The organism is Streptomyces sp. SM10 (assembly GCF_002910915.1).
In the GTDB taxonomy this organism is placed as follows: Bacteria; Actinomycetota; Actinomycetes; order Streptomycetales; family Streptomycetaceae; genus Streptomyces.
In genome coordinates, this window is the sequence record NZ_NEUF01000086.1 from 1 (window position 1) to 12,126 (window position 12,126).

11 protein-coding genes, 1 other RNA gene and 1 pseudogene are annotated in these 12,126 nt (G+C 73.3%); 7 read left to right on the plus strand and 6 right to left on the minus strand.

Annotated features, from left to right (window positions below; translation table 11 throughout):
- Positions 1-246 (minus strand): annotated as a pseudogene (locus B9S57_RS34875) (hypothetical protein); the annotation flags it as partial.
- A gap of 370 nt (positions 247-616) precedes the next feature.
- Here B9S57_RS34875 and B9S57_RS11925 point away from each other — a divergent pair.
- From B9S57_RS11925 to B9S57_RS11935, 3 genes are read left to right on the plus strand one after another with little or no spacing between them, the layout of a single operon-like run.
- Positions 617-1,453 (plus strand): Nif3-like dinuclear metal center hexameric protein, encoded by an 837-nt coding sequence (locus B9S57_RS11925; protein WP_103515524.1) that lies wholly within the window; start codon positions 617-619, stop codon positions 1,451-1,453.
- Positions 1,450-2,193: a zinc ribbon domain-containing protein gene (locus tag B9S57_RS11930; protein ID WP_258036370.1), complete on the plus strand. Its 744-nt coding sequence runs from the start codon at positions 1,450-1,452 to the stop codon at positions 2,191-2,193. Before B9S57_RS11925 ends, B9S57_RS11930 begins: the two co-directional genes overlap by 4 nt.
- Positions 2,193-3,455 carry a bifunctional RNase H/acid phosphatase gene (locus tag B9S57_RS11935; protein ID WP_103515526.1) on the plus strand — a complete coding sequence of 421 codons (1,263 nt, stop codon included), beginning with the start codon at positions 2,193-2,195 and terminating at the stop codon, positions 3,453-3,455. The genes B9S57_RS11930 and B9S57_RS11935 overlap by 1 nt, the downstream gene beginning before the upstream one ends.
- A gap of 36 nt (positions 3,456-3,491) precedes the next feature.
- On the opposite strand, the gene eda is transcribed toward B9S57_RS11935, so the two are convergent.
- Positions 3,492-4,139, minus strand: a complete 648-nt coding sequence (gene eda, locus B9S57_RS11940; RefSeq protein ID WP_103515527.1) for a bifunctional 4-hydroxy-2-oxoglutarate aldolase/2-dehydro-3-deoxy-phosphogluconate aldolase — start codon at positions 4,137-4,139, stop codon at positions 3,492-3,494.
- A 73-nt stretch (positions 4,140-4,212) separates the two neighbouring features.
- On the minus strand, positions 4,213-5,013 hold the full coding sequence (yaaA, locus tag B9S57_RS11945; protein WP_103515528.1) for a peroxide stress protein YaaA: 801 nt from the start codon (positions 5,011-5,013) through the stop codon (positions 4,213-4,215).
- Positions 5,014-5,254: 241 nt separating this feature from the next.
- On the opposite strand from yaaA, the gene B9S57_RS11950 reads away from it, so the two are divergent.
- Positions 5,255-5,776 carry a TetR/AcrR family transcriptional regulator gene (locus B9S57_RS11950; protein WP_103515529.1) on the plus strand — a complete coding sequence of 174 codons (522 nt, stop codon included), beginning with the start codon at positions 5,255-5,257 and terminating at the stop codon, positions 5,774-5,776.
- Positions 5,777-5,852: 76 nt separating this feature from the next.
- An RNA gene (gene rnpB, locus B9S57_RS11955) (RNase P RNA component class A) lies at positions 5,853-6,252 on the plus strand.
- 46 nt (positions 6,253-6,298) lie between these two features.
- Here rnpB and B9S57_RS11960 read toward each other — a convergent pair.
- Genes B9S57_RS11960 through B9S57_RS11970 form a run of 3 tightly spaced genes read right to left on the minus strand, consistent with a single transcriptional unit; the run spans position 6,299 to position 9,528 of the window.
- Positions 6,299-8,107 carry an SMI1/KNR4 family protein gene (locus tag B9S57_RS11960; protein WP_103515530.1) on the minus strand — a complete coding sequence of 603 codons (1,809 nt, stop codon included), beginning with the start codon at positions 8,105-8,107 and terminating at the stop codon, positions 6,299-6,301.
- A 52-nt stretch (positions 8,108-8,159) separates the two neighbouring features.
- Entirely contained in the window at positions 8,160-8,972 is an 813-nt protein-coding gene (locus B9S57_RS11965; protein WP_103515531.1) for an SGNH/GDSL hydrolase family protein, read from the minus strand.
- Complete coding sequence (locus B9S57_RS11970) at positions 8,959-9,528, minus strand: PadR family transcriptional regulator (RefSeq protein WP_103515532.1); 570 nt, start codon at positions 9,526-9,528, stop codon at positions 8,959-8,961. Before B9S57_RS11970 ends, B9S57_RS11965 begins: the two co-directional genes overlap by 14 nt.
- 86 nt (positions 9,529-9,614) lie before the next feature.
- On the opposite strand from B9S57_RS11970, the gene B9S57_RS11975 reads away from it, so the two are divergent.
- Together B9S57_RS11975 and B9S57_RS11980 are read left to right on the plus strand one after the other, a co-directional pair.
- Positions 9,615-10,067: a nuclear transport factor 2 family protein gene (locus B9S57_RS11975; protein ID WP_103515533.1), complete on the plus strand. Its 453-nt coding sequence runs from the start codon at positions 9,615-9,617 to the stop codon at positions 10,065-10,067.
- A gap of 337 nt (positions 10,068-10,404) precedes the next feature.
- Positions 10,405-12,126, plus strand: coding sequence for a sensor histidine kinase KdpD (locus B9S57_RS11980; RefSeq protein WP_103515534.1), 1,722 nt, complete (start codon positions 10,405-10,407; stop codon positions 12,124-12,126).

Genomic DNA, 12,126 nt, shown 5'->3' on the forward strand with positions numbered 1-12,126 from the left:
CCCGCCGGGACCGGCGGCGGTGCCCGGCGCTCCCGCGCCATGCGTACGGGCCGGCGCCTGCGGACCGGGCCCCTGGCCGGACGCCCCGGCTCTGACCGGATCCGCGCCCTCGTCCGACGCCCGCTCGGTGCGGGGATTTCCGCGCCCGGCCGGCCCGTCCGGTTCCGCGGGATCGGGCGTGGGTTCGGGTGTCGCCGCGGCCCTTGCGACTCCGGCGGTCTTGTCCTCGATGGCACAGGCAGTCATGGTCCGGTCACCTCCGGCAACCGAAGCTAGGTTTCGGACTCCCCACCGGACAACACGAGCCACGGCACTTCACACATAAGGGTGCCGATGTCCTGATTCGCCTGCGGAGGCGCGGGGGACTGTGCTGTCGCCCTTCCCGTATCCCTGAGGACGATCGGCGGCCTCGGCCCAGGGGGCGAGGTGGAGCAGCGGCCCCGGAGCCACCCCGGCGAACCCGGTCCTCGACGGCCCCGGACCGACTTCGTCACGCGACGAAGGGGGGCGCCGGACCGGCCCCGTCAGGTAACGATCGGCACCGGCCGCCGATCCGCCTGTGCGGGGCCCGGCGGCCAGGGGCGGCGGGGCACGGTGGACAGGTAGCCTTTCCCCCGTGCCCCGTCTGTCTGAAGTCATCGCCGAGCTCGACGCGCTCTGGCCCCCCGAGCGGGCCGAGGTATGGGACGCCGTCGGCACGGTCTGCGGTGATCCCGGAGCGGAGATCGACCGGGTCCTCTTCGCCGTCGACCCCGTCCGGCCGGTCGCCGACGAGGCCCGTGCCCTCGGCGCGCAGCTGATCGTCACCCATCACCCGCTCTATCTGCGCGGTACGACGACCGTCGCGGCCTCCACCTTCAAGGGCCGTGTCGTGCACGAGCTCATCAAGCACGACATCGCCCTGCACGTCGCGCACACCAACGCCGACACCGCCGACCCCGGCGTCTCCGACGCCCTCGCGGCCGCCCTGGACCTGCGGGTCACCGGCCCGCTGGTGCCGGATCCCACCGATACGGCCGGCAGTCGCGGGCTCGGCCGGATCTGCGAGCTCGACCGCCCCGAGTCCCTCCGGGACTTCGCCGCCCGCGCGGCCGCGAGGCTGCCCGCCACCGCGCAGGGCATCCGGCTGGCCGGGGACCCGGACGCGGTCGTGCGCCGGGTCGCGGTGAGCGGCGGCTCCGGCGACAGCCTCTTCGACGCCGTGCGCGCCGCCGGCGTGGACGCGTTCCTCACCGCGGACCTGCGCCACCACCCGGCCTCCGAGGCCGTCCAGCACTCGCCGCTCGGCCTCGTCGATGCCGCACACTGGGCCACCGAATGGCCCTGGTGCGAGCAGGCCGCCGCGCAGCTCGACGCACTTTCCGACCGCCACGGATGGGACCTGCGGGTCCATGTCTCGAAGCTGGTCACCGACCCCTGGACCACCCACCACTCTTCTGGAGCCCCCAACTGAACGCCGCGCCCGCCGACCAGATCCGACTCCTCGAAGTCCAGGCACTCGACGTACGCCTGTCCCAGCTCTCCCACCGGCGCACCTCGCTCCCCGAGCACGCCGAGCTCGACTCGCTGGGCAGCGACCTCGCGCAGCTGCGCGACCTGCTCGTCGCCTCGCAGACCGAGGAGAGCGACACCACCCGCGAGCAGACCAAGGCGGAGCAGGACGTCGACCAGGTACGCCAGCGCGCCGTCCGCGACCAGCAGCGGCTCGACTCCGGCGCGGTCTCCTCGCCGAAGGACCTGGAGAGCCTCCAGCGCGAGATCACCTCGCTCGCCAAGCGCCAGGGTGACCTGGAGGACGTCGTCCTCGAGATCATGGAGCGCCGTGAGTCCGCCCAGGAGCGCGTCGCCGAGCTGACCGAGCGCGTCGGCGCGGTGCAGGCCAAGGTCGACGACGCCACGGCCCGCCGTGACGCCGCCACCCAGGAGCTCGAGGCCGAGTCCGCCACCGTCGGCAAGGACCGCGAGGTCGTCGCCGGTGCCGTTCCCGCCGACCTGCTCAAGCTGTACGACAAGCTGCGCGCCCAGCAGGGCGGCGTCGGCGCGGCCCGGCTCTACCAGCGCCGCTGCGAGGGCTGCCGGCTGGAGCTGAACATCACCGAGGTCAACGACGTGAAGTCCGCGTCCCCGGACACGGTGCTGCGCTGCGAGAACTGCCACCGCATCCTCGTCCGCACCTCGGAGTCGGGCCTGTAATGACCGCTCTCCGCCGGCTGGTCGTCGAGGCCGACGGCGGTTCCCGGGGCAACCCGGGGCCCGCCGGTTACGGCGCCGCCGTCATCGACCCCGTCGACGCGGTGACGCTCGCCGAGGCCGCCGAGTACATCGGGGTCGCGACGAACAACGTCGCGGAGTACAGGGGGCTGATCGCCGGCCTCACGGCGGTGAAGGAGCTGTTCCCGGACACGCCCGTGGAGGTGCGTGTCCGGATGGACTCCAAGCTGGTGGTCGAGCAGATGTCGGGCCGCTGGAAGATCAAGCACCCCGACATGAAGCCGCTCGCGGCGGAGGCCGCGGGCATCCTGCCCGCCTCCTCGGTCACGTACGAGTGGATCCCGCGCGCGGAGAACAAGCACGCCGACCGGCTCGCCAACGAGGCGATGGACGCGGGCGGACGGGGCGAGCAGTGGAACCCGGCGGCCTCGACGGCCGACCTGGGGACGACACGTACCCCGGCCCTCCCGGAACCGCCGTCGTCCGGCCCGCCCGGCGACGCGGCGGCGGGTGCGGCGAAGGTCCGCGCGGCGATGGCCGCCGCCCGCCCCGCGACGGCCGCACCACCTGCGGACCCGGTCGCGGCCCCGCAGGTGGGCTGGGGGAGCGCACCAGATCTGGGTGCGCCCGCCACCTTCATCCTGCTCCGGCACGGCGAGACGGCCCTCACCCCCGAGAAGCGGTTCTCGGGGAGCGGCGGCAGCGACCCCGAGCTGTCGGAGACCGGACGTCGCCAGGCCGCCCGCGCGGCGGAGGCGTTCGCCGCGCAGGGCACGGTCCAGGAGATCGTCAGTTCCCCGCTGCGCCGCTGCCGTGAGACGGCAGGGGCCGTGGCCGCACGGCTCGGCCTGGAGGTCCGCGTCGAGGACGGCCTGCGGGAGACGGACTTCGGCGTGTGGGAGGGACTCACCTTCGCCGAGGTCAGGGAGCGGTACGGCGCCGACCTGACCACCTGGCTGGCGTCCCCGGACGCGGCGCCCACGGGCGGCGGCGAGAGCTTCGCGGAGGTGGCCGAGCGGGTCTCGGTGGCCCGCGACCGGCTGATCGCCCGTTACACGGGCCGCACGGCGCTCCTGGTCACGCACGTCACCCCGATCAAGACGCTGGTCCGGCTCGCGCTGGGCGCCCCGCCGGAGTCGCTCTTCCGGATGGAGCTCTCACCCGCCTCCGTCTCGACGGTGGCGTACTACGCGGACGGGAACCCGTCGCTGAGGGTCCTCAACGACACCTCGCACCTGCGGTAGCGCGGCCGGGCCTCCGGGGTCCCGCAGGCGCGGGGATCAGCCGCGTCCCAGGGCCGACGCCTCGGCCGCCAGGCGCTCCACCCGTGCCCAGTCCCTGTCTGCCACCGCGTCAGCGGGCACCATCCAGCTGCCGCCCACGCAGCCGACGTTGTGCAGGGCCAGGTAGGACGGCGCCGAGGCGAGCGAGATGCCGCCCGTCGGGCAGAACCGGGCCTGGGGGAGGGGCGAGGACAGCGCCTTCAGGTAGGCGGTGCCGCCCGCGGCCTCGGCCGGGAAGAACTTCATCTCCGTGATCCCGCGCTCCAGCAGCGCGACCACCTCGGAGGTCGTCGAGACACCCGGCAGGAAGGGCACGCCCGAGGCCTTCATCGCCTCCAGGAGGACATCCGTCCAGCCGGGGCTGACCAGGAAACGGGCTCCGGCCGCGACGGTCCCGGTCACGTGGGCCGGGGAGATCACCGTGCCCGCGCCGACCACGGCGCCGGGGACCTCCGACGCGATCGCCCGGATCGCGTCGAGGGCGGCGGCCGTCCGCAGCGTGACTTCGATGGCGGGCAGCCCGCCCGCGACGAGCGCCCGGGCCAGCGGCACCGCGTCGGCCGCGTCCTCCAGGACCACGACGGGGACGACGGGGGCGAGGTCCAGTACGGAGGAGGGCACGGCGGAGGGCGCGGAGGAGGTCATGGTGCCCATCCTGCCGCGAGAACCGCACACCGCGCAACGCGCGTTGCGCATGCTGCAATGTGCGTCGAGTGGATCAGTGGATCTCCGTGACCACCACGTCGAGCGCCCACGGCCGCCCCGCCCGTCCCGGAGCCTGCGCCTCCACGGTGTGGCCGAGGTCGCGGAGCACCTCCACCAGCTCCGCCGGCCCCTTCGGGCGGGCCCCGGCCAGCAGCAGATCACGGACCATCCGGCCCTTCGTCGCCTTGTTGAAGTGGCTGACCACCGACCTCTTCTCCACCCCGTCCACGACCCGGGAGTGCAGCACCCGCACGCTCGCCGTCCGCTCCGCGACGGAGCCCGCGGGCTTCCACGCCCCGGCGTACGCGGAAGAACGCAGGTCCAGGACCAGCCCCTCCCCGGCCGCCTCCGGCATCACCGACGCCATCGGGGCACGCCAGTACGCGTTCAGCGCGCCCAGGCCCGGCAGCTTCACCCCCATCGAGCAGCGGTACGAGGGGATCCGGTCGCCCACCCGCACCGCGCCCCACAGCCCGGAGAAGACCAGCAGGGACGTGGCCGCCCGGCGCCTGGCCGCCGTGTCCAGCGTGGCCAGGCCGAGGGCGTCGTACAGCACCCCGGTGTAGATCTCGCCGGCCGGACGGGTCCCGGCCGTGCGCAACTCGGCGTTCTTCGCGATCTCGCCGCGCAGCCCCTCGCTCAGACCCAGCACCTCACGGGCCTTGTCCTCGTCCCCCAGGCAGAGCTCGACCAGTTCGTCGAGGATCGCGGCGCGTGCGTCCGCGAGACCCGGCAGGGACAGCGACTCCGGCTTCAGCGGTGCCCCGCGCCCCGAGGCGGCCTTACCTTCGGAGGGCGGCAACAGCACGAGCACGGGGGTTCTCCTTCATACGCGGCACGGGGCCCCGCGCGCGTGGGAGCCCTTCGCAAGGGTACGGGCCGGGACCTCCGGGGCCCGCCGGGAGGGCTGGGACGCCGGTCCCGGCGAACCGGGCACTGCGGTGCGCACGGTCTCCGGGGGACGGGGCTCCGGCGACCGGCTTGTCCCTCTCTCGTACGATCACGTCCTCGGCTACGGACCGCGTACCGACTCCGTTCCAGGGAAGGTCTTATGCGTGAGTGACCTCGCCACCGCCCCCGCCGCCAGCAGGCCCCGGCAGATCATCGTCGCCGCGCGCGCCCTGCTGGAGGCCGACGGCCCCGAAGCGCTCACCATGCGACGGCTCGCCGACCGGGTGGGCGTCAGGGCGCCGTCCCTCTACAAGCACTTCCCCGACAAGTCGTCCGTGGTGGCGGCACTGGCCGCCGAGATGCTCCGGGAGACGGCCGGGGTCCTGGCAGCAGCCGAGGCGGCGGCCCCCGGCTCCTTCTCCGCGCTCGCCACCGCCTACCGTGCCCACGCCCTCGCCCACCCGCACCTCTACCTCCTGACCATGGGGCGCACCCTCCCCGACGGGGCGGCCGCGGAGGCCGCCGCCGCCCCGCTGGTCCGTGCCGCGGGCGGCGACGAGGGCCGGGCCAGGGCCGCCTGGGCCTTCGCCCACGGCATGGTCGTCCTGGAGCTCAACGGCCGATTCCTTCCGGGCGCCGATCTCTCGGCGGCGTGGGAGGCGGGCATCGCCGCCTTCACGGTCTGACGGCCCCACGCGCGGGCGGGCTGCTCCGGCGCACGGAACCTCCCGCCCCGCCGGGTAGCATGGTCCCCACGGCAGACGAGCCGGGCGGACGGCCGCGTGTGGATCTCCGGATCCTCCCGAGGAACGTCCGGGCTCCACAGGGCAGGGTGATGGCTAACGGCCACCCGGGGTGACCCGCGGGACAGTGCCACAGAAAACAGACCGCCGGGAACCTCGGTTCCCGGTAAGGGTGAAACGGTGGTGTAAGAGACCACCAGCGCCTGAGGCGACTCAGGCGGCTAGGTAAACCCCACCCGGAGCAAGGTCAAGAGGGAGCACCCCGGTGCTCCTGCGCGAACGTCCGAGGGCTGCCCGCCCGAGTTCGCGGGTAGACCGCACGAGGCCGGCAGCAATGCCGGTCCTAGATGGATGGCCGTCTCCCCGGCCGCCGCGAGGCGACCGGGTGACAGAACCCGGCGTACAGCCCGACTCGTCTGCCGCTCTCCGGCTCCGCCCCGCAAGGGTCTTCCGGCGCCGGTGTGATCACCGCGGCGCCAGGTCCTCGGCCAGTTCGCCGCGCCAGTCCTCGCTGAGCCTGCGGTGCAGGACGGACGCCGCGGCGACCGGCACCGGCAGTTCGAGGAAGCGGCGCAGTGTGTCCGCCGCGTCCGCACGGAGCTGCCAGGCCTGGAAGTCCTCGATGGTGAAGAGGAGTTCGGGGGCATCCCGGCTCCGCCGCCAGGAGGGCTCCGTCGCAGGCCGGGCCGCCTCGGCCTCGGCGACGAGCGTACGCATGCGCAGGTCCAGGGCGCTGCCCTCGGTGAACTCGGCGGTCTCGCCCCGGTCGAGGGACGCCAGGACCGCCGTCACCTCGGAGAAGGTGTCGAGCCCCGTCTCGGCGGCCAGTCTGCGCAGCTGCGCGGCCATCGCCGCGCGCAGCCGGGGCGGGGGGGTGCTGTCGACCAGCTCACCCAGGGCGAATTGCCGGACCTCCGTGCAGGGGCCGAGCGACCACTCGGGCAGGTCGTCCAGGACGGGCAGGACCAGGCCGCTGGGCAGTCGGTCGATGAGTGCCCGGCCCAGATCGAAATCGATGCCGAACCCGCCCCGCAGGCCGGCCAGGAAGTCCGTGTACGCGGCGGTCGAGCCCGGCCAGGGGTCGACGCCGAGCGACTGGAACTCCCTGCCGTCGGGGAGCCGCACATAGTCCTCCCGCGGGGACGACACCAGACGGTCCTGAGCGCCATCGGCGTAGGGGAGGCCCTGGTCGTACACGGTGAGGCGGACCTCGGGGCCCCGCTTGGCCACAGCGACGACCCGGGTGTCCCGGGACAGCCCCCGCAGCACCTCCGGGCGGGTCAGCTGCGGGGCTCCGGCGCTCTGGGCCAGGAATCCCCAGTCACCGCAGCATCCCGCGCGCACCAAGGGGCGGGACGCGGCCCAGGGGCTCGCCGCCGACCGCTCGGCGTGCGCATGGGAGCGTGTCCGGACGGTCTCCCGCTGCACCACGCCTGCCCGCCTCAGGAGTTCCTCCGCCGTCACACCCTCGGCGAAGACCAGGTCGGGCTGGGGCGGTTCAGGCGGCCGGGAGGCCCCGGGGCCCATCGTCACGTACGTCCCGCTCCGGGGCGGCTCCGGCTCCGGGCGGGCGGGTTCCGGATCCGGCTCGGGGGTGTCCGCCGCGAGGGCGAGCGGCGAGACGGGGGCCGCCTTCACCGTGCGGGTGGCGTCCTCCCAGATCAGTGCCCCGTCGGGGGCCAGCGGAACCCGGCCGCCGACGGGCAGCCGCTGTTCCAGGGAATCGGCGAACACCGACAGCGCCGCACGCAGTGAGGCCCACGCGCTGAACGAGGGAGCGTCCTCGTCGAAGTAGCGGCCCAGGCGGCCGTGGTCCTCACCGGCACGGCAGGTGAGGAACAGGCCGTCCTGGGCGTCCCAGGAGATGCCGTGGGTGATGAGCAGCCACTCGTGGCGCCAGAACGCGTTGAGTTCATGAGCGTCGTCGTCATCGTCGTCGTCGTCGGGGTGGTCGTCCTCGACGTCCTCGCCGACGGACCTGAGGAACAGCGTGTTCTCCACGATCCCCGACACCCCGGCGAAGGGGCCGTAGAGGCCGAACACCGGTGCGCTGTCCTCCAGTTCCACCCCGTCGTGACAGCGGAGCGAGGCCACGAGCTCCGGATGGAACGTGAGCCCGAGGCGTTCCTCGGCGTCCGCTATCGCCTCGGGCGGTGCGGGCGGCCGCAGCCGTGCCCGGCTCAGCGGGGCGTGCTCCGAGAGCCAGGCATCGATGCGGGCCCAGGAGTCCGCCACGGTCGGCAGCGGGTCGGTCGGCGATGTCGTCGGCGTCATGTGATCACCCTAGGAGTGCCCACTGACAACGCCCGGCCCGCCGCGACGACTTCTACGGGCCCGTGTCCGCCGCCGAAGGGGAGGCGGGAGTGGGGCTCATCGGCAGCAGGAGAGGCCGCTTCGCGGTGCGGCCGTCCCCGGAGGACCGGCCGCGCAGGCGGCGGCCGAGCCAGGGGCCGAGGAAGGCGGCCGTCCACCGCACTTCGGCTGCCGCGGCCTGCCAGGCGGAGGGGGTCGCCCGTGGAGGAAGCGGACGTGCCCAGGCGTCGTCGCTTCCGGGCAGCTGAAGCGTGTGGGCGACGGCCGCGGCGATCCGCTCGTGGCCCAGCGGGCTGGAATGGAGCCGGTCGGTGCTCCAGAGGCGCGGGTCGGTGGTGACGGCGTGCCCGGCGGCTTCGGTGACCGTGACCCCGTGCCGGGCCGCCGCGGCGCGTATGTGGTCGTTGAGTTCGAACACGCGGGACCTGACCGGCCGGGCGATGGGCGCGATCTTCCCGATGTCGGGGAAGGTGAGGGTCGCCACGTGGGCTCCCGCCGCCGTCAGCGCGGCGAACATCTCCTCCAGGTGGCCCACCGTCTCCGCCGCGTCGAACCGGGGCCGGAGCAGGTCGTTGACCCCCGCGACGACCGTGGCCAGGTCGGGGCGTAGGGCCAGGGCGGGCGCCAGTTGCCCGGCGCGGACCTGGTGGGCCACCCGTCCCCGTACGGCCAGGTTGGCGTACTCGAGCGAGGGGTTGACGGCCGAGAGGTGCTCGGCGAGCCGGTCTGCCCAGCCCCGCAGGCCGGTGGCGTCGTCGCCGTCGCCGACCCCCTCGGTCTGGCTGTCGCCCAGGGCGACGTAGCGCAGGAATTCACCGTTTCTCATGAACAGTCCGCCTTTCCTGGAGAACGGCTGAGATCCGCAGGCACCAGTCCCTGGTGTCCCGCTCGAACGCGAGCCCCCGCATGCAGGTCAGATACGGCCCGATCCGCTCGCCCCGGAGCAGGAACTCCTCCTCGTCCGCAGCGCCGCGCATCTGCCGCAGCAGCGTGCCGAAGAGCTCGATCCTGGCTTCCGCGGCGGTCGCCCGCTCCTCCACCTGCTCGATGACCGGGGCGATGCCGATGTGGTCGACGGCCTGGACCTTGACGAGCAGGTCGTCGCGGATGAAGGACGGCTTGGACACGGCGGCGGCGAACTCCTCCAGCTCCGCGAGACCGGCGTCGGTCACCCGGAACAGCCGTTTGTTGGGCCGGGTCTCCTGGACCACCTGCCGTCCCGCGACCAGCCCGTCCTTCTCCAGCTTGGCCAGCTCGGCGTACAGCTGCTGGGGCAGGGCGTGCCAGAAGTTCGCGACGCCGATGTCGAACGCCTTGGCGAGTTGGTATCCGCTGTACTCGCCGTCCAGCAGCGCTGCCAGCACGGCATGTCGCAAGGCCATCGAAGAGGCCCCTTCCCTTTTCTTGTCAGCCACCTCATCATACTCATGAAAATGACTAATCATATTGATGAGTAGAAGGAGGGGTCATGGAGACCAGCGAACGCTTCCGCGCCGCAGTGGAGAACTTCCGTACCGCCGTGGAGGAGGGGGACCTCAAGGCGCTGGAGGGCCTGTTCACCGAGGACATCCGTCTCCACAGCCCGGTGAAGTTCACGCCGTTCGAGGGCAAGCCCATGGTGTCGGGACTCTTCGGTGTCCTGCTGCGCACCTTCGAGGGCTTCCGTTACGTCGGGTCCTTCGAGGGGCAGGCCGAGGCCGGCCCCGATGGCGAGGAGGTGCCGTCGGCGGTCCTCGTCTTCCGGGCGACCGTGAACGGCAAGGAGATCCACGGCATCGACATGCTCCAGTTCGACGAAGCCGGACTGATCAAGGAGTTCACCGTGATGGTCCGCCCGCAGTCCGCGGTGCACGCCCTGGGTGAGGCGGTGCTCGCCGGTCTGGTCGCCGACGGTCTCGCACCCCGGCCCGAAGGCAGCTGACCGAGGCGGACGCGAGGGCGGGCGCCCGCGTGCGGAGCGCCTGCTTCCGCACCTTTCGGCCAGGTGTGTCCGGCCCGCGGTGACCCGGGCCCCGGGGGGACCCGTGCCGCGTAAGGGCCGCCCGTCACCGCGGCCGGAAGGATCCGGCCAGAGCATGATCGATTACCTCCCGGTATGCGGAGGACGGTTGATCAATTCGATCGGTAACCCGATAGGCTCCCCTGCGGCGCGGCGAGTTGACGTGAAGTCACTCGGTCGCGGCGTTGCTGCGCGCTACCCACAGGCGCCGTCCGCATCGCTCCCCCCGGTTCGACAGTGTTGCTTTCGAAGGATGCAGATGGAACTTGCCACTCCACCCCCGGCGGCACGTGCTCCGGTCGCTTGGTTCGGCTGGTGGCTGATGCCGCTGGCCTTAGGGGCCGGAACCGTCGTCACCGCAGTGGCGGGACCCGAAGAGGTCCAGATACCCGCGACGTTCGCGGGCGCGGCGGTCACCGTCGCAGGCTCGGTCTGTGTGCGACTCCTCATCCGGAGCCGGTCCCAGCTCCGCCGCGCGAACGCCGACTTCCGTTCGGCCCAGGCCGAGCACTCCCAGCAGCGCTACGCGGACGTGCGGGGACGTGAGCAGATTTTCGCGTCCGAGCGCTCGGCGCTCGAAGCGCAACTCGGCGAGCAGGCGGCCCACTTCGAGGCCCGGCTCGCCGAACACGCCCAGTCCTACGAGACCGGGATCGCCGCACGGTCCCGCGAGGCGGAGGAGCGGCTCGGACTCCAGCAGGCGGTCGTCGCCAGGCTCGGTGAGAGCCACCTCCCCGAAGCGGTCGCGCGACTGCGGGACGGCGAGGCCATCGACGACATCCTGGCGGAGGTCGGCCAGGAGGCCGACGCGAGTCCGGAGCTGCGCGCCGCACTGCGCACGGTCCTGAGAACCGCGCTGCTCGGTGTGGAAGAGGAGCTGAACCGTTCGACCTCGGCCGAGCAGGCCGTGGTCGGCATCGGCAGCCGGATCCACGTCCTGACCGGCCGGCTCCGCGGCCGGCTGCACGAGATGCAGGGCGAACACGGGCGGCTGCCCGCGGTCGCCCAGGGCCTCATGGAGCTGGACCAGGAGATCGGCCCCGCCGACTGCCTCGCCGCCAGCATCGGCGTACTCGGCGGTTCGGACCGCCCCGGCCGTCAGTGGCAGGAACCGCAGCGACTGCTCAGCGTGGTCCGGGGCGGCATCGGCCGCATCAAGGACTTCAACCGCATCCAGGTCCGTCACCTGCCCGAACTCGGCGTCGACGGCGGCCTGGTGGACCACCTGACCCTGATCTTCGCCCACCTCCTCGACAACGCGGCGCGCTACTCGCCGCCCACCGAGCCCGTGGTCGTCTCCGGCAAGGAGGTGCCGAACGGTGTCGGCATCGAGATCCAGGACGCGGGCAAGGGCCTGAGCGACGAGCGCAAGCGCGAGGCGGAGCAGTCCATCGCGGGCACCTCGAAGGGCCCCGGTCTCGGCGGCATCTCCGAGGACGCCAACCTCGGTCTGCGCGTGGTGGGGGCTCTGGCCCGCCGCTACGGCATCCGCGTCACCTTCGCGGACTCGCCGTGGCTCGGCACCTCCGTGGTCGTGGTGGTTCCCCACAAGTACTTCAGCCACCTGCCCGCCCCCGTCACCGAGCCGGCCCGGCCCGCCGCGGAGAGGGCCGAGCCCGCCCCCGTCACCGAGCCCGCCCGGCCCGCCGTGGAGAGGGCCGAGCCCGTCCCCGCGCGGTCCGTGACCGCCGTGCCGGCGGAGAGCACCGAAGCCGGCGGCTCCATGGACACCACGCCCGGCGGCCTGCCGCGGCGCAGGAGCAGGCGGGCCGACGCGCCGGGAGCCAGGCCGGTCGCCGCCGGCCGGACCACGGAGTCCATGGCTCCCGTGCCGCCGGACGCGTCCTTCGCCGGTCTCGCCGCCTTCGCCACGGCCGGACGCGAGAGCGCCCCGCCGGAGGCGACGACCGCGGACGCCGTCCCGGGCGCACGCGAGACGACTGCCGCCCGCGAGTACAACCGCACTGAAGAGAGCGACTAG